Raw genomic sequence first — 25,537 nt, forward strand, 5'->3', positions numbered from 1 at the left:
TGGATTACTGACTCAGTGCCTGCTCCGGGTGTCAGGAGGCAGGCTGCCTGCGTATGTTGCAGCGCAATGCTTAGTAGGGACAACATCACCAAAGGCCAGGATCTCGAGCCGGGGGGGGCTTATGGCTGGACAGTTGAAGGGAATGAATATTGTTTTCCTGCATGACCATCTGCGCAGAAAGGGCTTGACATTTTCAAAAGGTCCGACAGGGAGATGTCCACATTCCATGGAATGTGGACATCTCAATACAAACTAACTGCCCCACGTCAAGCGTTATCCATAGCGAGCCGAAAACTGTCAGCCGTAAGCCGCGCCAAGTGAAGACCTATAAAAAACCACACAGTGGTGAGGTTGTGGAAACCAAGGGCGGGAACCATAGAACGCTCAAGCAGTGGAAGACTGAATACGGCTCGAACACTGTCGAGTCTTGGCTGACCAACTGATTTTGGGTTGAGTACAAAAATGATATAGCACGAAGGAAACAGAAGGCGGACACGCGAGATCTCTGGAGAAGACCCCTATCAGGATTGGGCACCGAGATTTGCATACTAGAAGTAAATTCCTTTCGAGGCTGCAAAACACCTGAGGGAAGACTTTAGTTCTCAAAATGAAAAGAAATTACTTCCGAGAGCTTTAGTGCCAGGCTTCAAATCTGATCAACAAGAGCCCCCCAGTCTTGTATGTATAGATTCGCATAATGTATATTATGTTAAATAATATGCCATTGTGTTTATGGCGAGTCATTTGGTTCCAAAACTGGTTTATTGCCAAATGGACGCGTCCTGTAAAGCTGAACCCAGCTAAAGTGAGTCTCCCCATTCGCCGTTGCAAAACCAAGGGTCATTCGCCAAGGATTCGTAGAGCACCTTCTTCCATCCATTCACCAGGAGGTCAGCCGCATTGGCGACTGATTGGAGGAAGTCTGAGAATGCCTCAGGGGACTGCCTGCTGAAATATCTCGCATACATGTCCATCAGAAAGCCAAGTTCTGATCCCGCCTGGACGCTGTAGCGCTTGGCGATCCCGAACAGGTTGAAATGGTTAGTTGCCCGTGCCTTGTCTTCATCAGTCCAGTGCTCCGGTGGCGTGGCAAAGTACATGATCGCGCATGGGACGGTATGAGACACGGAAACACTGATCCACCGTTCCTCGAAAAATTCTCGCTTGTCTAGGTACGGATGAAGCAGTTGCTGATGTGGGTGGTCAATCAGGGGATTGCGCTTGTCAGTATTGCAATCACGGCAGGCTGGGATCAGGTTTTGGGGTACGATGGCTAGCTTCGGGTAGTTGGCTTTTGGCAAATAATGATCCAGGGTTCGAGGCTGCCCTATTCCTCCACATGTCGGACAATGGTCACCTGCTGCCACCAAGATAGAGTCGTAAAGCGCGCGACCAGGCTCTCTCTGCACCATGTAATATTCATACAGGTTAACCAGTTCGCTCTTTCGAATATCGTCGATCACAAAAGGGTCTTCCCCCTGACCTACCCTCAGAGAAGGCATTTGCCAGGTGGATCCGACAGACGCTCTATTAATGAACTCGGCAGCGATGGTACAGATACTTGGAAGAATGCCCCTCATTCTCTCTCGCTGCTGGTCATTGATGATTGCGGAGGTGCAGGCCATATAGGCCTCTTCCGGGGTGCAGTTGGGAGCTGCGAGTTGCTTCATGCCTCCCCCTTCGAATCACGCTCAGCAATTAACGCCCTGAGGATTGCCTGAGCCTCAAACCCTAATCGCCCACCAAATTTACGAAGAATGGCTTCAAAGCTATGCCCTTCGGCGGCTTCAGCCGCAAGCAATGTATGGAAGCCCGAGGATGCCACCTCTAAGCCAAAAACTTCGCGGGTCAGTATTCCGACGTTTTCTCCAAAAGTCTCGACTGTTGGCCGCTGGGCCGAGGCAATCAAATGAGAACGATGAATCTTCCACACACACGACGCGGGGATTTCCTGGAGCACTACGGGAGAATGCGTGGCCACGATTGCTACGCCGTTTCGATCCAGGAGCAATTCACTCAATGCCCGAATTAATGCCGATAACAGTGGCGGATGCAAATGACTTTCGGGCTCATCCATCAGGACGAGAGTTTTTTCTTCGACCCGTTCGACAAGTTTTGTAATTGTCAGCAACACGATCGAATGGCCAGAGCTGAGATTCAAAAAAATTTCATTAGCCGTCGAAACCCACTCTTCGCCACTCAAGGACAGAAGCCTGTCGAATCCCATTCCTGCAAAGTTTTCATCGGACTGTAGAGTTTTGACAGCCTGTCGCCAACGATTACGCTTTGACGGTTCCCGTAGGCACCCTCTCATACCGTCGATGAAGTCAGACTTCAGGACGTCCCGGCGCTTCAACTCATGCCATTCGTCTTCACCTTTAGACTTTAACCCTACATAGAAAAAACAGGTGCCTTTAGCCGGGTCAGGCTGCTCCGGAGGCGGATCAAAGGGGTCAAATGCGCTGAAGGAGACGAGCACTACACTGCTAAAAAAATCCGGGGCAATAATCGTCCGCTGCTGGCCCCAAAATTGAACCTGATGGATGGCATCCCCACCGGTATGGCCCTCATGAATGGCTTTGGTGATGCCATTCAAAATGGTGGTTTTTCCGATCCCATTTCGGCCTATTAGCGCATGAACATTGGTCAGTGGCGTTGAGTCAACATTTACGTCGAAGCTCAACTCAATGCCGGCGGTAGAGCTATCAGCCTGCTTCGAGTAGGCAAAGGAAAAGTTTGTTCGGACAGCACCACCCAGAAGCACTCGCGCGAATTGATTTTTAACGCTGCCCAAGCTGACGTCGCGCAATAACGAGATTGAGAATACTGGCTCGTCTTTTATCGATTCGAGGATTTCAGGGTTGGCAACTATGTCATTCATCGCCCGGAGGAAATTGAACTGCAGATCGCCGGAGGATGATGTCGCAATTTTATGATAGTACTCGACACTGGTGCCGAGTGAGAAAAAGCCCTCTGGAAGGCTTTGGAAAGAATCTGGAAGTTTGGAACGTGTGGTTGTGGCAGTGTCCTGCCCTTTAAACCCGATCTTGACATTCTCAAGGTCGTGAGCTGCACCAAATTCGTCGTATACGATGACATAGAACATCGTGACAAAGCTGTGATCGTTCCAGCGGTCATATTTCAGGTAAGCAGTACTGGGCTTGCCGCTCGGGAATTTTTCTTCCCTGCCTATGATGTGAAATTCCATTCTTCCCTGTTCCTGATAGAGCGCTATGCCCAGCAGCCATCTTCACTAGATGGCGCTAATGGTGGCATTTCGGCTTCGGAACCACAACTCCTCGATTTGCGCGAGGCGCTGTTACAGTATTTGTTCTAGTCGGCCAGCCGGCTTGCCTCGTAATAGCAGCTCCTACATTGCATCTACGGAAATTCGCAGCGCGGGGGATTGGCCATCTCCCCATGAACATATATCGATGAACATCTTCCACTCGACTAGCCCTGTAGTCCCTACGAACAAAGGAAACATCTGACATCGCGCATAAGTTAAATCAGGTGCCATGTTAGAAATGTTCATGAGCCACCTAACCCACTGTGCTTCTTGCGATCGATCCAGGCTTTCTATTCGCCGATTTCAATCCTCAACCTGACCACCCTTTGACCACTGTCATTGTCGAACCAGATGCATCCTGCCGATACTCAGCCCATCATTTACCGGCGCCGCCAGCGCCTACACTCGATGGCAATACCCGCCAGGGCAACCACCTTGGATAAATGCCGCCGATCATCATGGATACTTGAGAAGGACACTCAAATGGTACGTGCCGTTACTATTCTCACCGAGAATTTCTCCGACTGGGAACCCGCCCTCATCAACTCCACGGGGCGAGCCTACTATGGCTTCGACACTCGTTTCGCGGCCCCCGGTGGCAAGCAAGTGACCTCGTCCGGAGGAATGACCATCATCCCGAACCTGGCCATCGAAGCCATCGCGCTGGAGGATGTCGACTTGCTGATCGTGACCGGAGGCCCTGTCTGGAAAACAGACAAGGCACCGGCAATCGAGGCGCTGGTGCGGGCGGCCCACGCCAGGAACATCGTGGTTGCCGGCATCTGTGACGGCACCCGCGTGCTGGCCCAGGCTGGAGTACTGGATCACGTGCAGCATACGTCCAACTCCGCTGAGAACCTGAAGCAGGTGCATTACCGCGGAGCGGATTATTACCAGGATGTGCCCTATGCCGTGGCCGACCAGGGTGTGGTCACCGCGCCTGGTAGCGCTCCTGTCAGCTTCATGGCGCAAATTCTCAATACCTTGGGTTTGAACGACAAGAAGCTCGATGCCTACCTGGCCATGCATGCGGCTGAACACATTCACTGCTGAGCTCCCCACTTCCCTCTGTCTCTCCCCTCCCCTGGCGCTGCGGCCTGTTACTCGGTCGCAGCGCACCTCCGGCCTTGACCCTTCCACGACTCCCGCGCTGATGGGCGGCTCACAGTGTTTTCCACGGCTGAACCGCAGCCAGGAGCGGTCCGATAATTTTTTTTAAAAATCGGAAAAAACTTACTTGCGCTTACGACATTACCTACTAAGGTTTTCCCCTATGACGCGCAGGGGTTTACCCTAGCTCCACCAGGATTAACCTGGGGTCGTGTCAAAGGATGCTTTATTTAGACCGCCCAAAAGGCGGCATTTTTCCTACCAAAGCTAAGGAATGGCTTAATGTTTTTGTTTGCCGATATTGTTGTCCGGAACCTGCCAGGCCCCCTTGTAACCCCCGCCTCCAGCACCTCAGCCCATGAGCGACATGCTACAAGCAGTCCCCTCGCAACCCTGCCCGACATCCCATCAGGCTCCCTCCTTTGCGCGCGCCGTAGAAACTGATCGGCCCGCTCGAGACAAGTAAAAGACCGACGCATTTTTACGATATGACCGACTAAGGCTGTCGTACAAAAAACTGTGCGCGCCCTATGGCCTTCCTGCTGGACGGGAGGGGTGCGGGCACCCGCAAATGCGTTCTTCAATGGATCGGAATCGCCGCCGGATGATGCCTGCGCGCCGAGGATCGGACATGTCAAAAACAACAGCTCAAGGCCCGGCCTCTGAGTCAATCGAACGGCTGGGCATGATGCAGGCGCTTGCCGACGCCAGGCTCAGTGTCGAGGCCAAGGCCATGGTCGCCCAGGGCTTCTACACCGGGGTCGCCCAGGAAGTTTCCACCCTCATATCTCTCAAGGACGGGGCCGCCCCGGATCTCGGACTCTTGCGTCAGATGGTGATAGCTGGATGGGGCGAGGAGCTGGGCCGTTATCTTGAAGTGCTCGATGTTCGCGGGAGCAGCGCTGCCGAGGCCCTGCGCAAAGTCCAGCTGGCTGTCAGGTCCGGCACTGCGCTGTTTGCCGCTGGCAGCCTGGCCATTGGCAGCGGATGGCACTGCCTTCTCTCGATCCATCATGGGTTGGCCGACGAACATAGCCTCGAGGTCCTGGCGCGCCTGCTGCAAGCAGCGCAATCCGCTGACCTTGACTCAGCCCTGGCGCACATGGGTCGAGGGCGCGGGTTCTATGAGGATTATGTCCAGGCCCAAGCCCTGCACGCGCAGGATGACGGCGGGCTGCTCGCAGCTGTTGTGCAACCGATGACGCCTGTGCGCCTGCTGCAAACCGGGCGCCTGGCCTTCAACGCCCAAGGGCCGCGAATGAGTCTGCAACGCACCCTGGACATCGCCACGATCAATGCCGACAAGCCCCCCATGGCGACACTCCTGGCCGGCCTGCAGCGGGCCGATGTCATCGCCGAGGGCGACACCCTGTGTTCGTCGCACAACTGGCGCCCGGCTCACCAGCAGGATGCCATCGGCATGATGACGGGCCTTGTCCCGCTCTCCTTCGCCGCCCCTGGAGCACAACTGCTCCCCGGGCAAACCAGCCTTGAGGCCCGTGCTCGTTGCTGTCCGGCAGCGCGCCAGGCGCTGGCCTGCTGCCGGGCGTCCGAGCTGTTCATCAACGGCGCGGGCCGGCGCGGCATCCCGGCCTCGCAGGTGATGAGTGCAGCTTTCCCGGTGGGCATCGAAATACGCCGCACAGCTGCTTCGCAACTGTTCCTGGAGATCGAGGGGCCGTTTTGCGACGCCAGTGCAGCCACCAACCTGCTCAATGAACTCGCTGATGTACTTATGGATAGGAGTGAATGGAATGACTGAAAACATCCAGTTCGATGAACAAGCCCTGGCCGATGAAGTGGCTCGCGTCTCTGCCACGTTTGCCGAGGTGCTCAAGCTGCCGCATGTGGGCCATGCAGACAATTTCTTCAACCTCGGCGGCGACTCCTTCGACGCGATTCGCGTGATGTCGCGCCTGTCCTGCAACCTGCCGATCGTGACGCTTTTCGAGCACCCGACGGCAGCCGACCTGGCCCGGCGCATCCTCAGCGAAGCCACTCGACAAGCCGCCCGCCTGGTCTGTTTTGGCGATGCGCAAGCAGCGGCGGGTTCGACCGCGGTGATTGCCGTTCCTTTCGGCGGCGGGGACGCCACGGCCTACCGCAGCCTGTTTCAAGGCAACCAGGAGGTGCAGGTCTTCGGCGTGGATTTCGCTGACTTCGAGGTCGAGGACGCCTTGGACTTCCGTGCCCTGCTCGACATCCTCGCCACCGAAATCGAGGGGATCGGCGCCGCCCACCTGGTGATCTACGGCCACTGCGCCGGCGCGGCTACCGCAGCGTGCATTGCCTCGAGCCTGGCCGATAGCCACGAGAGCCTGTCACTGGTGGTTGCAGCCTCGCGCCCGGTGCTGGATGCGGATGCCGCGATTAGCGCCGCCGAAACCACTTCGGACCAGACCTGGACCGATTACCTGCGCTCCCTGGGAGCCTTCACCGGACTGCTCGACACCCAGGTCGAGAGCATGCTGGCTCGCGGCCGAAGAGACCATCTGATCGCCTGCGAGGCCTATCGCTACCTGGCGCAGCACCCGGCCCATGGCGTACCGGCCTTGGTACTGCTGGGCGATGAGGATCCGGCTACCGCCGAGCCCGAAGCCGTACTGGAGCAATGGAGCCAGTTCATCGACGTCACCCAAGCCGCAACCCTGGCAGGTGGCGGGCATTACTTCGTGCGTACCCATGCGCACGAGGTCGAGGAAACCGTGCTGTCGTTCGCAGCACACAACACCAAAGGAAGGGATAGCAAGTAATGACAGTCAATCATCAACCGCTTCTCACCCAGGCCGATCTGCTCAAGCGTGGCCTGGCCGATCTTCAGCAACATGATGCCCAGCTGGCGCAGATCCTCGACGCCGAGGTCGCTCGCCAGCAACGCACCCTCTCGCTGGTCGCCTCTTGCTGCGCGGTCAAGCCCCTCACCCTGGCGGCTTCGTCCTCCGCGCTGGTCAATGTCACCGCCGAAGGTGTTCCCGGACGCCGCTATCACGCCGGCTGCGAGAACGTGGACCTGGTCGAGTCCCTGGCGATCCAGCGGGCCCGGGAGCTGTTCGGTGCGCAATATGCCGGTGTCCAGTCGCACTCGGCCTCCAGCGCCAACTACCAGGTGCTCGCCGCCCTGCTCGAACCTGGCGACACGCTGCTGGGCATGGCCCTGGACAACGGCGGCCACCTGACCCATGGCAGCCCCGTGACCTTCTCGGGCACTTACTACAAGGCCATCGGCTATGGCACCACCAAGGAAGGCCTGATCGACTACGACGAAGTCCGCAGGCTGGCCCTGGAGCATCGGCCGCGCCTGATCATCTGCGGCGCCACGGCCTACTCCAGGGTCGTGGACTTCGAGCGCTTCCGGCAGATCGCCGATGAAGCCGGCGCCATCCTGATGGCCGACATCTCGCATATCGCCGGCCTGGTGGCGACCGGGCGCCATCCGAGCCCGATCGACGCCGCGCACGTCACCACCACCTGCACCCACAAACAGCTCGCCGGCCCCCGTGGCGGCCTGATTCTCTCGGGCCGTGACGCCAATGAAAAAGTCCCTGGCCGCGATGCGACCTTCGCCCGGGTGCTCGAACTGGCGGTGTTCCCCAGGATGCAAGGCGCGCCGGCCGTCAACATGATGGCCGCCAAGGCCGCGGCACTGGGTTACGCCATGACCCCGGAATTCGATGCCGAGATGCAGCGCATCCGCGACGCGGCCGATGTGATGGCCAGCGAATTCCAGGCCCGGGACTATGAGGTGGTGGGCGGTCGCAGCGAAAACCACACCATCCTGATTCGCTTGCGTGCCGCGATGACCGGCGCTATCGCCGAGACCGCGCTGGAGCACTGCGGAATCGTCGTCAACAAGAACCGTGTGCCCGGCGAAACGCGTTCGTCCTTCGTCACCAGCGGCCTGCGCATCGGTACCGGCGCCCTCGCCCAGCGTCATGTCGACGCGCAGGGATGCCGGCAGATCGTCGACCTGCTGTGCCGGATCCTCGACGAGGTGACTCCGATCGGCGAGAGCGAGTTCACCCTGGACCCGGCGCTGCGCCAGCAATTCTGCGCGGAGGCCGAGGCGCTGTGCGTGAAGTATCCGATCGCTGACTACCTGGCAGGCTGAAGCAGTCTCTGGCACCGCTAGAGGCATGGCACGACGGTCCGGCGATCGTCGTGCCCGCAAATACGCAAACTCTAAGGAGAGAGAAGCACCATGACGGACAAGATCAAGTATGTCGCCATCAATGGCTCGGAACGGGTGGATGGCAACAATGCCAGGGCGCTGGAGTGGGCGGCCGAGTACCTGGAGAAGCAGGATGTCATCCTCGAGGTCTTTTCACTGGCCAGCGCCAAGATCGACCCCTGCGGGGCCTGCGGCGATTGCAATTTTCGCAACGAACCCTGCGCGCAGAAGGATGACGCCGCGCGTGCGGTGCAACTCATGGAAGCCAGCGATGGCGTGATCTTCGCCTGTGCCGTCCATGGCTTTGGCGCAACCCCCTTGATGTCGGCATTCCTGGAGCGGGTCGGGACCGGGTTCCTGCGCCACGATCGCACCCTCACCAACAAGGTGGCCGGGGTCATGGTGACCGGCCGGCGCATGGGCCATGTGGAGGTCTACAACCAGATGCTCCAGTGCGCCTTGCTGAACCGCATGATCATGGTCGGCTACGGCTTCCCGGCCATGCTCGTGGGCGACAAGAAAGGCGAGGTCCTGGGCGACAAGGAAGGTATGGAGATGCTGCGCCGGATGCTCGATCGCATGGTTTCCATGACCCGCCTGATGCGCGACCACGAACGACTCACAGGGCAGCCGGTACTGCAGGTCTCGGTGCCTGGGGAGCGCCATCGCGAGGGCAACGACGGCAAGTTCTTCGTCCCGGCCAAGTCCGACATGTACCAGCTCGAGGCCGCTCGCAGCTGCAACTTCGACGTCGTCGGCGACTGAACCGCGCAGCACAACTGCTATCGAGAACCTTATGAGCATGAGAACTGCCTGCAATGGCCTCACCGACACCCACCTGCGGGAATGGATAGTGTCGGAACACTTCGAGCGCCTGGCGGATGCAACGGTGGCACAGATTGCACAGGCCTATGTCGGCGTCTATTCGGCCCGGCCTACCAGTTGGCTGGCGGTCATGGCGCGCAATCGCAACCTCGATCGCAAGAGCGTACTGGCCATGGAAAACCTCAGCGACCTGCTGCGTATCCCGGGCATGCGGCGCTCCAAGTTCCTGCTGCCCGGCGAGCTGGCGGCCAAGGTCTTTGCCGCCACCCGCCTGCCGCTGGCCAACCACGAATGGCGCCTGCGGGACGTAGGGCTTGGCCTGGACGATTACCGGCGCCTGCTGCCGGCGCTGGTCGCCTTCAGCAATGGCGTCTCGGTACGCCTGCAAGACATCGGCAGCGCCCTCGACCTGCCGGCACCCCAGGCGCGTGCAGTGACCTCGGTTGCCGCCTATGACGGCGCATTGGTGCGTATACCGGCGGCCAACCAATGGTCCAACCGCTGGCTGTACTCGGCCGCACCCGACGGGCTGCTACCCGGCGACGGCGTGCCGCTGGACCGCGACCAGCTACAGCGCGATATCGCCGGGCGCTACCTCGAACACTACGGACCGGTCACGGTCGATGACCTGGCCTGGTGGCTCGGGGTTTCAAAGGAAACCGCGCGCGGGCTGCTTCAAGCCTGCGCAGCCTGCCAGGTCGGAAACCAGATGTGGCACAGCCAGGCCGGGCTGGCGCGCCTTGAGCAGTTCCTCGAACGCGCCAAGGCCCCCGCGACGGCGCAGATCCGCTTCCTGCCGGCCTGGGATCCCCTGGTAATGGGCTATGCGCCCGGTTCGAGACAGCGCAACTGCCTTGAGCTGGAGCGTGTCGGCGGCTACGACGCGGTCGGTAACGGACGGCCGGTGGTGCTTATCGGTGGCCGGGCTGTCGCCACCTGGAACACCGCGGCCAAGGGCAGCAAACGCTTCATCGCAGTCGATGCCTCGACACTTGCCGACCAGGAGCGTGAAGCCGTGCTTCAGGCGGCCTCGGTACTGGCGGAGCAGATCGGGGCCATTCACCAGATCGAGAACAAAACCACAGCGTGACAACAGGGAAGGCATGAACAAAATGAGGGATGACATGACATCAGTACCCCCCGAACCACAATCGCTGTCAGGCAACGAGCGCAGCCTGTGGGACGCGTTCGCGTGCCCGGCGGCCGGACAAACAGTCGATAGCACAAGGGACCAGGAAGACATCGCCCTGCCCCCTGGCCTCACGGCCAGCATGAACGACCTGATTACGCTCGCTGCGGTCCTGGGCTCCCTGCTCAGCCCGGAAGGCCGGCTGACCCTGGGCATCCATGACGACGGCAAGCCGTCGCAGCTCGGCGTCGATTGCACGGCGTTGAACCTTGCAGAAGACGCCCGGGCCTATATCGCGCAGTTGCGCGAGCATGCCGAAGCGCCCGATGGCGAGACGCAATTGCGCGCCGATATCGAGATCAGCGATGGCAAGAGCTTGCCAGAGGCGCAATCGCCAGTCTGGCTACTGCTGCAGGACGGCCGTTGCCAACTGTCGGTGCGCAGCGATCGCATGACCCGGGCCGTGCGCCTGGAGTTGCTTGAACTGCTGGCCTTCGCTTGCGCCCGAGTACTCGATCCCAAGGCCCTGCCGGCTCCCGCTATCCAGCCCGCCTGCCCTGCCCCGGCCGCAGCCGGCCCGCGCCAGTTCCTGGTGGAGCGCATCTACCGGCATGTACAGAGCAAGCCATCGGCTGTGGCGATAGTGGATGACAACAGCGACCGCAGCCTGACCTACGCCGAACTCTGGGACGCCTCCGAGGCACTGGTCCAGCACATACGCGAACGCGTCACTTCCCGTCGCTCGAGCCCGCGCCTGGCGCTGTTCCTGGAGCGCGGCTGGCAACACCTGGCCTCGATCATCGCCGTGCAACGCATGGGCGGCACCTGCGTGCTGATCGACCCGGCGCATCCTGACGAACGCATCCGGGCCTTTATCGAAGAGTGCAGTCCGCATGCGGTGTTGACCGCAGGCAGCACCACCGAGCGAGCGCGAGAACTGGTGGCCTATCCGCTGCTGGACATCGACAAGGTGCAGCTACGCCCTACCCACGTCGATTGGGAACACGGCAAGTGGGTCGACACCACCAACGAGGCCTGCTTTATCGCCGGCACTTCCGGCAGTACCGGACGGCCCAAGGCGGTATGCCTGTCCTATCGCGGGATGGCCGCTACCCTGGACGCCATTATCGATCAGGCCGGGCTGGGCGAGCATAGCCGCGGCTCCTGGCTATCCTCGCCAGGCTACGGGATGGTCGAGGTCGATCCGCTGCCGGTACTGTGCGCCGGCGGCACGGTGTGCATCCCTGCCCCGCCGGTGCTGCAGGACGTCAACCTGCTGGCACGCTGGCTGCTCGAAGGCGACATGAACCATACGCTGGCCATGACTTCGATTGCCGAAGCACTGTGGGCCACCGGGATCCGGACCGGCCTGCGCACCATGCTGATCGCCGGCGAACGCTGCAAGCAATGGCCGCCGGCCGATCTCGGCTACCGGGTGATCAATGTCTATGGTTCCGCGGAGGCTGCGGTGGTTTCCATCGAGGACCTGTGCGCACCGCGCCGCACCTTGCTGCCCTCGGTGGGACGGGCGATACCCGGCGCCCAGATGTACGTGGTCGACCGCCATGGCCAGCAGCTTGCGGCCCGTTGTGTCGGTGAGCTGATCATCACCGGCGAAACCCTGTCGGTGGGCTACGTGAACCCCGAGGACACCAAGAAGGCATTTCGTGGCAACAGCCTGGACGCCACTTCGCCATTGCAATACAGCACCGGCGATCGGGCGCGCATGGCTGCCGATGGCACCGTGGAAATCTTCGGGCGGACCGACTCGGTGGTGAAGATCCGCGGACATCGGGTCGATCTGACTGAACTGGAGATCACCGCGCTGCAAGTACCGGGCGTGGTGAAGGCGGCGGCCAACTGCTCGAGCAACGACCTGGGCGCGACCCTGGCATTGTTCCTCGAGCTGGCTCCGGACGCCGTGGAAGTGGTGACCCAGGTTCGCAAGCACCTGGCCGCGCGCCTGCACCCGGCCGCCCAGCCTGGCCAGATCGTGACCGGCACCCTGCCCCTGGGGCGCAACGGCAAGGTCGACTACAGCGCGCTGCAGGTCGGCCCTATCGCGCGCGATGCGGGCCAGACAGTCTTTGCCCCAGAGACCCAGGCAGACCACGCGGTGCGCGATTGCTGGCTGGCCTGGACGCTCTGTGAAGAGGCGACGCTGGAGTCGAGTTTCTTCGACGCCGGCGGCGATTCCCTGCGCGCCTTGCGCATGGTCGGCGAGCTGGCCTGCAAGCATGGCATCCATGTGCAAATGGGCGCGTTCCTCGAGGAGCCGGTACTGGCCAACCTGGTCCGCCTGGCCAATGCCTCGCGTAATACCCAGTTGCCGAAGTTCGAGCACTTGCCGGCACAGCAGCAATTGCTGCCGTTCGAACTCAACGAAAGCCAACAGGCGCTGTGGATCGGTCGCGGTTCGTTCTACGACTACGGCGGCGTCGGCTGCCAGGGCTATTTCGAATGGGAAGTGCAGGCCCTGGACCGCGAGCGCTTCACCCGTGCCGTGGGCCTGCTGGTCGAGCGCCATCCGATGCTGCGCATGACCATCGATGCCAGCGGACGCCAGAGCATCGGCGATGTCGACGGCACCCAGGCGGTGGAGTACGTCGATCTCAGTGCCCTGGATGCGGCGCAGATCGACCAGGAGATCGACCGGGTCCGCGAACGCATGGCCAACGAAGAAATCGGCACCACGCAATGGCCCCTGTTCCAGTTCCGCATCAGCCGCATCAGCGCCAGCACCAGCCGGGTGCATCTGTGCATCGACATGCTGATCGCCGATGCCTGGTCGATCTTCCAGGTGATCATCCCCGATCTGATCGATCTCTACCTGGAGGATGAGCCACAGCTGCCGGAGCTTAAGACCAGCTTCCACGACTACGTCGCCTATCGGCAAAAGGTGCTCAAGAGCGCCCAGTACCAGGCCGACCGCGAATACTGGCTGGACAAGATCAACCATCTGCCGGCGGCGCCGCGCTTGCCGCAGCTAGAGCCTGGCGAGTTCAGCGGCCAGTCACGCTTCGAGAGACACGAGGGCACCCTCGCCGTCGCTGCCTGGGAGCGACTCCAGGCCCAGGCCCAGGCGCGCAATATCTCGCCATCCGGGGTGGTCGCGCTGGCCTTGTGCGAAGTGCTGCGCTGCTGGAGCGAAGAAGACCGCTTCACCCTGAACTTCCCGGTCTCGGATCGGATGCCGGTCAGCGCCGATATCGACCAGGTCGTCGGCGACTTTACCAATACCTTGCTGGTGCCTTACGAAACCGCGGCCGCCGATACCCTCGAGGCTCGCGGCCAGCAGCTGCAGGGCGCCATCTGGCAGGCACTGGACCATCGGCTGTTCAACGGTGTCGAGGTGCTGCGCGAGCTGGCCCGGGCCCGTCGCAGTGGCGGTGCGCCACTGATGCCGATCGTCCTCACCAGCCTGCTCGGGCACCCGGGACGCCATGATGCGGCGCGTCTTGGGCAAGAGGTCTACGGCGTCTCGCAAACGCCCCAGGTCACCCTGGATGTGCAATTGCGTGAGTCCGAGGGCGTCTTGTACTTCAAATGGGACTACCTCACCGGGGTCATTCGCCCTGAGGTCGTGGAATCGATGTTCGGCGCCTTCTGCACCCTGCTGCAGCAACTGGCCGACGACAGGGAGATCTGGCAACGCACTTGGCTTGACCTGCGACCTGCCGCACAGATCGAAGTACGCCACGGGGTAAACGCGACCCAGGCGCCAGTGCCTGAGGTTCACCTGCGTGACCTGCTGCTGGCACGGATCGCCGAACGCGCCGGGGAAACCGCAGTGCTCGATGCCCAGGGCAGCTACAGCTGGGGCGAAATCGGCCGGGCCGCGGCGCGGATCGGCGAGATGATCCAGCAAGCCTGCAGCCCCGGTGAACGTTTTGTCGGGATAGTACTGCCCAAGGGCAGTGGCCACTATGCGGCTGTCTACGGCTGCCTGCTGGCCGGTGTCGGGTATGTGCCGGTGGATATCGACCTGCCGTCCGAGCGTATCCGCTCGGTGCTGTCCCAGGCCGGGGTGAACACCGTGATCGCCGGTGTCGATACCCCGTTGCCGGAGCAGGTGCGGCGGCTGGTGCTGACGGATGAGGACCTGCGGGCCTGGGCCGGGCAGCATACGGACCTGGCCCTGGCGCCACTGGCGGCGGACTACTCGCCCTACGTGATCTTCACCTCCGGCTCCACCGGCAACCCCAAGGGAGTCGAGATTCCCGAGGCCGCGGTGGTCAACCACGTCTATGACGTCGTCGAGCGCTTTGGCCTGGATGCCTCCACTCGCCACCTGGCCACTGCCGCCCTGCACTTCGACATGTCGGTCTTCGATATCTTCGGCCCCCTGCTGCACGGCGGCTCGGTGGTGGTGCCAGCCCAGGCGGCAGGACCGGACCCCGACACCTGGCTGCGACTGCAGCGTCGCCACGGGGTGACCTTCTGGGCCTGCGTGCCGGCCATCATGGACCTCCTGTGCAGCGTGGCGGAAACCGCGCGCAGCTTCTCTGCGGTGGAGTCGCTGGCCAACATCGTCATGGCGGGCGACTGGATCCCCCTGCCCTTGCTGCCGCGAGCCAGGGCGCTGTACCCCAATGCGCGGCTGTACTCCTGCGGAGGTCCCACCGAGACCACCAACTGGTCGGTGCTGCACGAGATCGACGAGCAAGAAGGCCAAGTGGTGCGTTCGGTGATCTATGGCGCGCCCATGCGCAACTCGGCCTATCACATCGTGGCGGACGACTGGACCGATTGCCCGGATTGGGTACCCGGGGAAATGCTGGTGGAAAGCGATATTTCCCTGGCCTGTGGCTACATCGGCCAGCCGGAACTGACCCGCAAGGCCTTCGTCCAGCACCCGCGCAGCGGGCGGCGCATGTACCGCACCGGCGACCTCGGACGCTACCTGCCCAACGGCGAAATCGAGATCCTGGGACGCATCGACAACCAGATCAAGCTCAATGGCCTGCGCATCGAACTGGGTGAAATCGAGAGCGTGGCCGAGTCCTGCCCGGGTGTCTCGCGAGCCTGTGCCGTAGCCCTGCCCGGCCCCGATGGGCATCCCAAGCAGATCGCCCTGGTCTATGTCGGCGAGCCCGAACTGGCTCCTGCAATCACCCAGGCCCTGACCCTGCGCCTGCCCGCCTACATGGTGCCCAAGACTGTCCAGCAGCTGCCCCAATTGCCCCTGTCGAAGAACGGCAAGGTGGATGTACTGGCCCTGCGCGAAACCCTGAGGAATGACATGAAAGACTCCAATAGCAAGACTCCGCAAACCATCCTGCGCACCGTTATCCGGGTGATCTCCAGTCACCTCGAGGAGCCGGTGGTACTTCCCGAGGACAACTTCTTCGACCTCGGCGGCGACTCGCTGTCGGCGATGAAGATCAAGATCGAACTCGAGTCCCTGCTGTCCATCAGCGTGCCCCTGGAGAGCCTCATGCTCACCGAGACCATCAGCGAGTTCGCCAGCAGCCTGGACGCGGGGAACCAGCCATGAGCAAGGACAACCTGCACCAGCAATGGCTGGAGGATGTGGACGCCTACCTGGATGGACGCACCACGCCAGAGGAACTGGAGGCCAAGGGGCAACTGCGGGCCCGGGAAGTCTTGCACTATGTCCAGGAACGCTCGACGTTCTATGCCAGGCACCTGCGCTCGCAACTGGGCGGTCCCAGCGCGCTGCCGGCGCTGGACGGCATACCTTTCACTACCAAGGAAGACCTGCGCGCCGTGGGCCGCTCGGTCTGCAGCCTGCCTTTCGACCAGATCGCGGTGTACTACGAGACGACCGGCACCACCGGGTTGCCAACCCCCTGCCCGCGGGCGGCGATCGATGTGGAGACCAGCGGTGCCTATGTGCAGAAGGCCGTCGCCGACCTGTACCAGTCGACATTCGGCACCACCGATGCCCTCACCGCGATCATGGGGCCGTCGGAGCTGTATGCGTTCGGCGATACCTATGGCGAGGTCTGCCGCAACCTGGGCATTCCCTATGTGCGGCTGTGGCCGGAAAGCCCTCGGGTCGGCCTGGTCAAGGCCGCCCAGTTGATCAACGACCTCGGTGTCCGCTCGCTGATCTGCTCCCCCGCCGTGGCCCTGGCCCTGGCCCGGCTCTATGTGAGCCAGGGGATCGACCCGCGCGAGACCGCGGTGGGCCAGATCATGGTGCTGGGCGAACTGTGCACGCCGCAGATGCTGAGCAATATCGCCAGGGTCTGGAATGCCCATTGCACCCATGGCCTGTATGGCTCCCAGGAAGCCCATGCGGTGGCCACTGGCTGCGCCAACGGCAACCTGCACTTCTCCGAGACCAACTATCTGGCGGAGATTCTTCCGGTTCCCGGCATGGAGGGCGATGTCGGCGAACTGTGCCTGACGATGCTCGTGCCCGGGGCCAAGCCGCTGATCCGTTACCGCACCGGCGACCTGGCGCGCCTGCACTCTGCCGAGGAATGCGGCTGCGGCAACCGTTCTCGTTGCCTGCGGGTGTTTGGCCGGGTGAGTGATGTGATGACCCTGGCCGGTCGCCAGGTAGGGGTTGTGCCGAGATAAAGGAAATTTAGGACATTCGTTCTGTAAGTGACTGTAATTACGTTATTTTTGTTTATTATATTTGCGGCTTAAGCCAATGCCTAAAGCGCTGTCATCCCGTATCTAGCTATGACTTGCGCCGCAGTAACGAGCCAGCCGCATTCTCCTCGAAGGCTCTCGCCTCTTCGATATAGCCGTGGACGGTGCTGTCGTGCCGCCAGCCACCCTGACGCTTGATCTCCAGAAAGTCCGCCCCGGCCCGATGGGCGCTGGTGGCCAGTCCACGGCGCAGGCTGTGGCTGCTCATCTCGGGCACATACGACAGTCCCGCGGCTTGGGCTCGCGCTGCCAGGATGGTATTGACGCTACCCTCGTGCAGCGCCATCTCGCCGACGCGGCCCCAGCGGCTGATGCGCCGGAAAAGTGGCCCCTGCTCGATCTGAGCGGTATCCAACCAGCACCGTAGTGCCTTCGCTGGGCAGCAAATGCTGTCGCCGAACGGGATCGCTTTGTCGAGTCCCTCGCCCTCCTGATCGGTTTTGGAACGCGGGAGCGTGATCCGCAGTCCTTCCCGCTCCCACTGCAAGTATTGAACCTCAAGCGTGACCAGCTCGCTGCGGCGGAACGCGCCAAAATAACCCACCTGCAGCAAAGCGCTGTCACGCAGCGCGGCGAGTCCTTCAAGCGTGTTCAGGTGCGCCACGATGAGCTCGAGATCCTCCAACAGCAGGGCCTTGGCTTTTTGCCGTGGCCGCCCGTGCACCCGCTCAATCCCACGCAAGGTCTTGCGTACGGTGGCGCTGGCGGTTGGGTCAGGAAAACCCTGATAGCGATGCCATTGCGACAGCGCCGTGAGGCGCAGGGCCAGGGTACGCGGGTTCAATACTTCCGCAAAAGACAATAGGTAGCGAATCACTGCGGCTTCATCGCACGGCAGCACGCCGCCCCAGGCGAGAAAGTGGCGAATGGCCGAGCGGTAGGTGCGACGGGTGTTGTCGGTGGTCGCCGCCGCGAGAAATCGTTGGTGTTGCTCGGCCAACTGTTTGGGCGTGGCAAGCGTACCGTGGGTACGCGCAAGTCCCGCCGGTTCTTCGTGCCGTACCTGAGGGAGGTTTTGGTCGTTATTGCTTATTGTCATCACGAAGCGCCTATTTAGGCCATGTGTACCGCAGATTATAGACACGTTCCCCGATCGTAACGACTTAACTCACGATAACCGCGCTTATCGTGGGTTAACTGGCGGTCTCAGCGGGCTTAACTATTCTGTACTTAAATCGATGTATTACGTTATCCATAATACGCTACGAAAAAATCCGAGGTGTTCATGGCCCGTTCCGGCGTCCTTTATGTACATGTCGCCCAAGCGGCAGCCCGGCTCGTGGCCGAGGGCCACAACCCGACGATCGACAACATTCGCGTCGCCCTGGGCGGGACCGGCAGCAAAAGCACGATTGCCCCGTTGTTAAAACGCTGGAAAGCCGCGCACCCCGGCACGCTGGCCCAGGCCGAACTCGGTCTTCCGGCCGAACTGGTGCTGGCCCTGAAGGGCGTGTATGAAAAAGTTCAGGCTGAATCGGCCGCGCAATGCGAGCAGGCTGCGCAGGCTCACCAGGCAGAAATCACCGTGCTGCAGGAGCAGTTGCAGCAAGCGTTTGTCGAGCACCGCGCGTTACTCAGTGTTCAGGAGCAGCAGACCCAAGCACTGGCCGCCGCCACTACCCGCAGCCAAGGACTGGCTGACACCGTGCAGCGTCAGGAGATCGTCCTGGCCGGTCTGGGCAGTGAAAAGCTCGGGCTCGAACAGCGACTGGCTGACCGCGCCGCCGAAGTGGCCTCACTGACCCAACAGTTGCAGCAAGCGCGGGTACAGTTCGAGCATTACCAGGTGTCGGCCGCTCAACAACGTACCGACGAACGCCAGGCCGCGGAACACCACCGCCATCGCCTGGAGCATGAACTGGCTGAGCTCCAGCAGCGTCTGCTCGCTCAGCAAACCCGCCTGGGAGAACTGCAGGGGCAGGAACAACGCCTGGTGCAGGACCACGATCACCTACAGGGCACCCTGCTCACGACGCAAGCAACGCTCGCGCAGAGTCAGATTGCGCACGAGCACGTCCTACTTCAATTCACCGACTTGAATCAGGCGCATCAGGCAATGGAAAACCGCTATGCCCAAGGCGAGCAGCGTTTGGCTGAGACACGGACGAACCTGGCCGTGAGCGAGCGGGAGCGAAGCCTGCTGGCGGAACGCTTAACCCAAACTGAAACCCAATTGACCGAGTTGGCTACAGCAAAGCAGCTTCTCCTGCAAGACAACGCAGTGTTATTCAGTCAACTTGCGGAGCTCAGGACCAAACAGCCGAACCTGCCCTCTGCATCTTGAAGCCCTGCCCGGCGATGAGGCTTCTGGATTCAGAGTAATCACCGTTTAGTCAGAGCAAGATCAGTGCTGTCGGTCAGCTTTGCAAGGACGGGCGAAATTGCGTCAACCGTCACCGAGCATGCGTCGGCGAATCAGCCAGTCGATCGACAGTTTCCCCGGGCCGCGCGCCAAGAGCACCAGCAGCATGGCCGTCCACTGAATATGAGTCGGCCATGCCTGGGGATAGACAAACACCTCGATGATCATTGTCATACCGAGCATGACCGCAGCTGCAGGCCGTGTCGCCAGACCGAGCACCAGCAGTACAGGGGTTGTTAGTTCGATCGATACGGCGATATAGGCCGCGAGTTCCGGCGGCAAGATCGGCAAGCGGTATTCGTCGGTGAACAATGCAACGGCCGTCTCCCAGCTGGCGAGCTTAGTCATTGCCGAGTTCCAGAATACGGTGGCCATCGCCAGGCGCAGCGGGATCGCGAGGAATGCATAAGGGATGCGCTCCAGCCAGCTCAAGATGTACGCGAGCGTGGCGGCGAGTTGCCCTTGTGCTCGAAAAACGGTCTGTTTATTCATAGCAATCTCACTGACGGTTAAGGCGGATCGGAGCGCAGAGCCAGTCTGAACCCGGTAAAGCGCTGCTGCGTGAGCAGATCGGCCAGTGCTGCCGTGGCATCGATGCCAGAGTGTTCGCCAAGTGCAGCCCCCAGCGGGCACCCTGCGCACAAAGCGCTGACGAAGCGCCAGAGCGCTTCATCTAGGCGCGCGATGTCGACGGCTGATGGTCCACGTTGAACAATCAGCCAGGCTGGGTCCTTCGATAGATCGATAGCGGCAAGCACTGCATCGTTGTCTTCGAGTACGGCGCACCAAATCACATCGGCGGGGAACATCGTATGAATCAGGCTGACGGACGGATGCGGTGTGAAACAGATCTGCGCGTAATCGGCCGCATCGACCGAACCCAGCGACGCAACGGACAGAGGTTCCGCATCGGGCGCATGCAGGGCGCAGCTGACAGCCCATTCGAGCCGTGCCACGTCGGCCAGGTAAGGCACCGATGCGGCAGGTGCAAACTGTTCGAGAAAGGCGGCAAAATCGCCGCCGAATTCGTCGAGATAGCTGCTGCGCGGCGGGTGCTGGACGACGAAGTCGGCAGCAGCGGCTCCGAAGAAATCAGCGCCGACCAACCGGTCGACTGCGGGGTACGACAGCCGCAATGCCCGAATCAGGGTTTGTCTAAAGGTGTTTCGATAGATGGACAGGCGATCCGGCGGTGCGATCCCGTTGGCGGCGATATGGGTAATGGCCTCGACGTCATCGCGCTCGATGATGCTGCGCCGCACGGCATCCTGCAGCTCATGTAAGGACGGCATGACCGGTTCTTCCGAGCGACTGCAGGATGCGGCTGGCTTGCGCGGCCTCGTCGAGCAGCACGTCCAGCGGCGGTATGTTGTTATCCCACTCGATCAGCGTCGGGACCGGACCGAAACAGGCCAATGCTTCGCAATAGAGTCGCCATACGGCGGGATCGACGCGTGAGCCGTGGTCGTCGATGCGCAGTGTGATGCCCGAGTCGAGTGTCGTGACCGAGTGACCTGCCAGATGAATCTCGCCGATCGCCGCCGGCGGTAAGGCACGCAGATAGGTCGACGCATCCCAGCCATGGTTGTGTGCGCTCACGTAGATGTTATTGACGTCGCAGAGAATCCGGCAACCGGTACGCGCCGCGACACACGCCAGAAACTCCCATTCGGGAATCGTCGAATGGCGGAATTGCAGGTAGGTGGACGGATTTTCGACGAGGATTTGCCGGTTGAGCCGCGATTGCGTCTGGTCAACGTGTCGGCAAACGACGTCGAGCGCCTCCTCCGTCAACGGCAGCGGTAAGAGATCGGCGAGATACGTTTGCCCGACCACGCTCCACGACAGGTGCTCGGAAACCAGGTCCGGTTCGAGACGTTCAATGACGCGCGCGAGTCGGTCGAGATGCGCCGGGTCAAGTCCCTCGGCACTGCCGAGCGACAGGCCGACGCCGTGGATCGAGATGGGATAGTCGCAGCGCAGTATGTCCAGACAGCGCATCGGCGTGCCACCGCCCATGTAATTCTCAGCGTGCACTTCCAGCCAACCGACTGATGGCCGCGTATCGACGAATGCCTGATGATGCGCAAAGCGCAACCCAACCCCTGCCGTGGCCGGCATAGGGTCGGGTAAGTTGGCTCGAAGTAGGCTCATGGCGGCGCCGATCATCAGGCCGGTTTCAGGTTGCCGCCTGCAATCTTGCCGCACACACCGGCTGGCAGCAGTACGAATGACTTCGTCTCGCGCGCCTGGGTCGCCTGCCCGGCACAGGAGTGAACGCCTTCCGCACAGTCGTTTTTCGCAACCGCATTGATCCCATAGCATTTTTCGAGGTGCTGCTGCTTCATTTTCATCATGTTTTCCTTCACGACAGGCGGTGCGTTCGACATGTCGTTCATGCTCTGGGCGTTGGTTGCTGCAGCTGGCATCAAGAGTACCAACCCCATTGCAGCGGAGAGCGCGGTGCTGGCCAGTAGACGATTGTCCATTGCGAAGTCTCCAAGAATGAACGGTCTCGACATGAGACCGACACCTAATATTTCGTTGCAGCTCGCAAAAGGTTACGCTCGATGCGGTGCAAATAGATCACACGACACTGCAGCTCTGACTAGCCACGGCCAGGCGTGCCCCATTTTTTTGGCACCAGATAGTTCCGAAGCAGCATGGCCAGCGCCATAAGCAGCAGTACACTGCCAAATTGCCAAACGATGACCATCAATGCCGCGTCTTCCGTATGGAACATTCGCAGCCCGACATTGGCAAGCGCCGCCGCCGCCAAGCTGCCCCACAAAACGGCCGTTGAGGTGCGCACACGGGCGCCGCGCCGGATCGCCAAGACCATGGACAATGACGGAACCGCGCTAATCATTGCGATAGCGGGCACGCACATAAAGTCGGGGTGAAACACCATCCCGTTGATGCCTAGGCGTACCCACTCGTCCCAGCACTGATGTCCCAGGCTTGCGATCCACAACGCCAGCGGCGCTACAGGCGCCCACATCTTCCAGCGCGCCTCGCCCGGAACGCCCGCCACGAGTGCTGACCAGCCGGCGATCAGCACCGTGGCCAACGACGCCAGCTGCTCGGTCATAAAAACCGGGTCCGAGAGTTTTACGGCGAGATCGGGGCGAATCCGCATCGTGGCAACCAGCAGAGCTGTTGCCGGGATCGACATTGCTAGCCAGCCGACGAGGCGCCAGGCAGGTGGCAGCAGGCGCCGGACCGGCTTGAGGTCGGCAATCAGCGCGGCAATCAGTTCATCGGTATTCATGTCACTTCTTCACGGCCAGAAGGGTACGCAGCCTTTGGAGAGCGCGGTGCGTCGCCACCTTGAGCGCCGCAACGCTCACCCCTGTCATGGCTGACGCCTCTTTCAAGGGGATCTCCTTCTGCTTGAGTAGTTCGATCGCCTGTCTCTGCCCGGGGGTCAGCCGGTTGATCGCCGCTCTGAGGACCTCGCTATCCACCGAAGGCTCGCACTCGATATTCGCCGGGCAGTCGATAAAAGTTACATCGAGCGCGTTGTTCACCATTTCGCGCCGGTTGGTGCGTGAGCGACGCCTCACACCGTCAGCAATGCGGCGCCGCAGGAGGGTCAGCAACCACGGGAAAAACGGTCGGTTTGGATCATAGGTGTGTCGCGCCAAATGAATCGTCAGCAGGGTTTCCTGGACCACGTCCTCGATGTCAGCGTCGCTACCCTGCAGCCACCCTTGCCGTGCCAATCGCCGTAACAGTGGCGTCAGGTCGCACAGCAAGCGCGCATAGCTGTTTTGATCGCCGTTCTGAGCCGCGATCATCAGCGACACCCATTTCGAATCGTCTTGATGCATCACCCCGTTATCCTCATCGGAGAGGAATTGCCTCGAGTGCCCTCATAGCGCGGGGAACTCCAAGTGGAAGGCGGTCCAGCCGTTGGCAGAGGTGCACCAGACCCTGCCTTGATGAGCTTCAATGATCGAGCGGATGATGGCCAAGCCTAAACCGGCGTTACTCGGACTACCTTCGCGTCGAGTTGGATGAACACGGTAGAACCTGTCGAATAGCCTTTCCAGGTGCTCCGGTGGGATGGTCTCGCCAGGGTTTTCCACTGTCAGTATCGTGGAGGCGTTGTTCTGTCGGACCTGCACACTGATGGTTTTACCCGGCGGGGTATATCGCAGCGCATTGGAAAGGAGGTTAGAAATAGCGCGGTGCACCATGAGGACATCGCCTTGAATACTCCCAGAACCGGACAGCTTGAGTTCAATGCCGCGCTCATCCGCCAGCAGGTAATAGTACTCAAGAAGTGTATCCACCACTCCCTCAAGGGCGATCCACTCGCGCTTAGGAACAACCAGGCCGTTGTCCGCCTTGGCCAGGAACAGCATGTCATCGATCATTCGAGACATGCGCTTAAAGTCCTCCAAATTCGAGTACAGATTTTCCTCGTAATCTTCGACGTTTCTTTTTTTCGAAAGAACGACCTCTGTGTGGGTCATCAGGTTGCTGACCGGTGTACGCAGCTCATGGGCAATGTCGGCCGAATAGTTGGAGAGCCTTCCGAAGGCATCGTCCAGTCTCGCCAGCATGCCGTTGAATGAGGAAACCAGCAGCCGTAGCTCCGATGGAATCGACGCCATTGGGATACGTTCTTTGAGTGAGGTAGCAGAAATTGAAGCCGCGGCCCTGGTCACCTGCTCCAACGGGCGCAAGCCTCTGTGAGCGACGACCCAGCCCAGGCCGGCGCACACGACGGTGCAGATCAACAACCCTATCCAGAGCCACCACTTGAGCGTTTCGAAGAGGAACATATTGTCTGTGACATCGAGTGCGATGATCACCGTTATGGGTTTCTCTTGCCCTGCAATGGCTACCTGCGTGGTCATGCCGCGAAACATCTGCTCCTGATCCTGCCACTCCCAAGCTTGTCGGTTTGCAAGGTCGCGAAACCGTTCAGGAATGTCCATCACTGCCGGATGGGCAAAGAGCACCTTTCCATTGTCGTCGGAAATGCTTGCGATGAGATCTTGATTCGTCCCCAACAATGCCTGTAGTTGTGGCTTCAACTCATCGAAAGCATCAATACCAGGCAGCGTGCTCAAAATGCTCTGGCTGGTTTGCAGTTTTTCGAGCAGCGTATTCTGATCGAGTGAATTGAAGTGCTGTTGGCAGAGATAGTTGAAGCTGAGCCCGGCGACCGTCAACACCGCAATGACAACGAACATGAACATCACGCTCAGACGCGTCGTCAGGGAGAGGCTTTTCATGTCGACTCCGGTGCGTCGAGCATGTAGCCCATTCCCCGCACGGTACTGATCAATTTGAGGTCGAAGTCATCATCAATTTTTACTCTAAGCCGCCTGATTGCGACCTCGATGACGTTTGTGTCGCTGTCGAAATTGATATCCCAGACTTGCGATGCAATCAGCGACTTGGGCAGCACCTCACCCCGTCGGCGAAGCAGCAACTCAAGAAGAGCAAACTCTTTGGCCGTAAGGTCGATGCGCTTGCCTCCCCGAAGGGCCCTACGTTTCATCAAGTCGATTTCAAGGTCAGCAATCTTGATATGGGATTGTGACGGAGCACTGCTACCTCGGCGCAAGAGACTCCGGACCCTGGCCAGCAGCTCAGAAAAGGCAAAGGGCTTGATCAGGTAATCGTCTGCACCAAGCTCCAGGCCCTTCACTCGATCCTCGACCCGGTCGCGAGCGGTCAGGAAGAGCACGGGAACATTCTTGCCGGCCGCGCGAACCACCCGCAGTACTTCCCAGCCATCCAGACCGGGCATCGTAACGTCCAGTATCAGCAGGTCATAAGCGTCGCATAGGGCGTGCTGAAGGGCGTTGGTACCGGTAATCACCAGATCGACATTGAATCCGGCCTCATTCAGCCCCTGCTGCACATAGGTACCAATTCTCGGCTCGTCTTCGGCTAACAGGAGTTTCATAGGGGTGTTCTCACATGGATGGCACCTGGAGTTTGCGGGGGGATGAGCTCACCCACCAGACGCTTACAGAAATGTAATTTTCGCTTCAGCCTCCC

20 protein-coding genes and 1 pseudogene are annotated in these 25,537 nt (G+C 60.6%); 10 read left to right on the forward strand and 11 right to left on the reverse strand.

The annotated features are described in order from the left end of the window. Positions 1–284: 284 nt before the first annotated feature. A pseudogene (locus ACTJKT_RS01140) lies at positions 285–443 on the forward strand (histone-like nucleoid-structuring protein, MvaT/MvaU family); the annotation flags it as partial. Positions 444–800: 357 nt separating this feature from the next. Here the strand turns inward: ACTJKT_RS01140 and ACTJKT_RS01145 are convergent. Together ACTJKT_RS01145 and ACTJKT_RS01150 are read right to left on the reverse strand one after the other, a co-directional pair. Further along, positions 801–1,670 carry an HNH endonuclease gene (locus ACTJKT_RS01145; protein WP_440785850.1) on the reverse strand — a complete coding sequence of 290 codons (870 nt, stop codon included), beginning with the start codon at positions 1,668–1,670 and terminating at the stop codon, positions 801–803. Beyond that, positions 1,667–3,208 (reverse strand): AAA family ATPase, encoded by a 1,542-nt coding sequence (locus ACTJKT_RS01150; protein ID WP_440785851.1) that lies wholly within the window; start codon positions 3,206–3,208, stop codon positions 1,667–1,669. The genes ACTJKT_RS01145 and ACTJKT_RS01150 overlap by 4 nt, the downstream gene beginning before the upstream one ends. 564 nt (positions 3,209–3,772) lie before the next feature. Here ACTJKT_RS01150 and ACTJKT_RS01155 point away from each other — a divergent pair. From ACTJKT_RS01155 to ACTJKT_RS01190, 8 genes are all read left to right on the forward strand, one after another. Continuing rightward, positions 3,773–4,342, forward strand: a complete 570-nt coding sequence (locus ACTJKT_RS01155) for a type 1 glutamine amidotransferase family protein (RefSeq protein ID WP_440785852.1) — start codon at positions 3,773–3,775, stop codon at positions 4,340–4,342. A 688-nt stretch (positions 4,343–5,030) separates the two neighbouring features. Then, positions 5,031–6,161, forward strand: coding sequence for a hypothetical protein (locus tag ACTJKT_RS01160; protein WP_440785853.1), 1,131 nt, complete (start codon positions 5,031–5,033; stop codon positions 6,159–6,161). After that, complete coding sequence (locus ACTJKT_RS01165) at positions 6,154–7,152, forward strand: alpha/beta fold hydrolase (RefSeq protein ID WP_440785854.1); 999 nt, start codon at positions 6,154–6,156, stop codon at positions 7,150–7,152. The genes ACTJKT_RS01160 and ACTJKT_RS01165 overlap by 8 nt, the downstream gene beginning before the upstream one ends. After that, positions 7,152–8,507: a serine hydroxymethyltransferase gene (gene glyA / locus ACTJKT_RS01170; protein WP_440785855.1), complete on the forward strand. Its 1,356-nt coding sequence runs from the start codon at positions 7,152–7,154 to the stop codon at positions 8,505–8,507. The genes ACTJKT_RS01165 and glyA overlap by 1 nt, the downstream gene beginning before the upstream one ends. 90 nt (positions 8,508–8,597) lie before the next feature. Further along, complete coding sequence (locus tag ACTJKT_RS01175) at positions 8,598–9,332, forward strand: flavodoxin family protein (protein ID WP_097303531.1); 735 nt, start codon at positions 8,598–8,600, stop codon at positions 9,330–9,332. Between the two features lie 31 nt (positions 9,333–9,363). Then, complete coding sequence (locus tag ACTJKT_RS01180) at positions 9,364–10,482, forward strand: DNA glycosylase AlkZ-like family protein (protein WP_440785856.1); 1,119 nt, start codon at positions 9,364–9,366, stop codon at positions 10,480–10,482. Between the two features lie 34 nt (positions 10,483–10,516). Then, on the forward strand, positions 10,517–16,018 hold the full coding sequence (locus tag ACTJKT_RS01185; protein WP_440785857.1) for an amino acid adenylation domain-containing protein: 5,502 nt from the start codon (positions 10,517–10,519) through the stop codon (positions 16,016–16,018). Then, entirely contained in the window at positions 16,015–17,073 is a 1,059-nt protein-coding gene (locus tag ACTJKT_RS01190) for a phenylacetate--CoA ligase family protein (RefSeq protein WP_440785858.1), read from the forward strand. Before ACTJKT_RS01185 ends, ACTJKT_RS01190 begins: the two co-directional genes overlap by 4 nt. Before the next feature lie 106 nt (positions 17,074–17,179). On the opposite strand, the gene ACTJKT_RS01195 is transcribed toward ACTJKT_RS01190, so the two are convergent. Beyond that, positions 17,180–18,190, reverse strand: a complete 1,011-nt coding sequence (locus tag ACTJKT_RS01195; protein ID WP_440785859.1) for a site-specific integrase — start codon at positions 18,188–18,190, stop codon at positions 17,180–17,182. A 186-nt stretch (positions 18,191–18,376) separates the two neighbouring features. Between ACTJKT_RS01195 and ACTJKT_RS01200 the strand changes: the two genes are divergently transcribed. Further along, complete coding sequence (locus ACTJKT_RS01200; protein ID WP_440785860.1) at positions 18,377–19,435, forward strand: DNA-binding protein; 1,059 nt, start codon at positions 18,377–18,379, stop codon at positions 19,433–19,435. A 102-nt stretch (positions 19,436–19,537) separates the two neighbouring features. On the opposite strand, the gene ACTJKT_RS01205 is transcribed toward ACTJKT_RS01200, so the two are convergent. From ACTJKT_RS01205 to ACTJKT_RS01240, 8 genes are all read right to left on the reverse strand, one after another. After that, positions 19,538–20,005 carry a DoxX family protein gene (locus ACTJKT_RS01205; protein ID WP_440785861.1) on the reverse strand — a complete coding sequence of 156 codons (468 nt, stop codon included), beginning with the start codon at positions 20,003–20,005 and terminating at the stop codon, positions 19,538–19,540. 17 nt (positions 20,006–20,022) lie between these two features. Then, the gene (locus tag ACTJKT_RS01210; protein WP_440785862.1) at positions 20,023–20,805 is read right to left on the reverse strand and encodes an HvfC/BufC family peptide modification chaperone; all 783 of its coding nucleotides are present in this window, start codon (positions 20,803–20,805) and stop codon (positions 20,023–20,025) included. After that, positions 20,789–21,682: an MNIO family bufferin maturase gene (gene bufB, locus ACTJKT_RS01215; RefSeq protein ID WP_440785863.1), complete on the reverse strand. Its 894-nt coding sequence runs from the start codon at positions 21,680–21,682 to the stop codon at positions 20,789–20,791. The genes ACTJKT_RS01210 and bufB overlap by 17 nt, the downstream gene beginning before the upstream one ends. Then, entirely contained in the window at positions 21,682–22,002 is a 321-nt protein-coding gene (locus ACTJKT_RS01220) for a BufA1 family periplasmic bufferin-type metallophore (RefSeq protein ID WP_440785864.1), read from the reverse strand. Before ACTJKT_RS01220 ends, bufB begins: the two co-directional genes overlap by 1 nt. Before the next feature lie 119 nt (positions 22,003–22,121). Continuing rightward, on the reverse strand, positions 22,122–22,784 hold the full coding sequence (locus ACTJKT_RS01225) for an NrsF family protein (RefSeq protein ID WP_440785865.1): 663 nt from the start codon (positions 22,782–22,784) through the stop codon (positions 22,122–22,124). A gap of 1 nt (position 22,785) precedes the next feature. Then, complete coding sequence (locus ACTJKT_RS01230; RefSeq protein ID WP_440785866.1) at positions 22,786–23,346, reverse strand: sigma-70 family RNA polymerase sigma factor; 561 nt, start codon at positions 23,344–23,346, stop codon at positions 22,786–22,788. A 42-nt stretch (positions 23,347–23,388) separates the two neighbouring features. Further along, complete coding sequence (locus ACTJKT_RS01235; RefSeq protein WP_440785867.1) at positions 23,389–24,762, reverse strand: heavy metal sensor histidine kinase; 1,374 nt, start codon at positions 24,760–24,762, stop codon at positions 23,389–23,391. Then, entirely contained in the window at positions 24,759–25,442 is a 684-nt protein-coding gene (locus tag ACTJKT_RS01240; RefSeq protein WP_440785868.1) for a heavy metal response regulator transcription factor, read from the reverse strand. Before ACTJKT_RS01240 ends, ACTJKT_RS01235 begins: the two co-directional genes overlap by 4 nt. Positions 25,443–25,537: the final 95 nt, after the last annotated feature.

This window comes from Pseudomonas sp. 22526 (genome assembly GCF_052044735.1).
GTDB classification, from domain to species: Bacteria; Pseudomonadota; Gammaproteobacteria; order Pseudomonadales; family Pseudomonadaceae; genus Aquipseudomonas; species Aquipseudomonas piscium.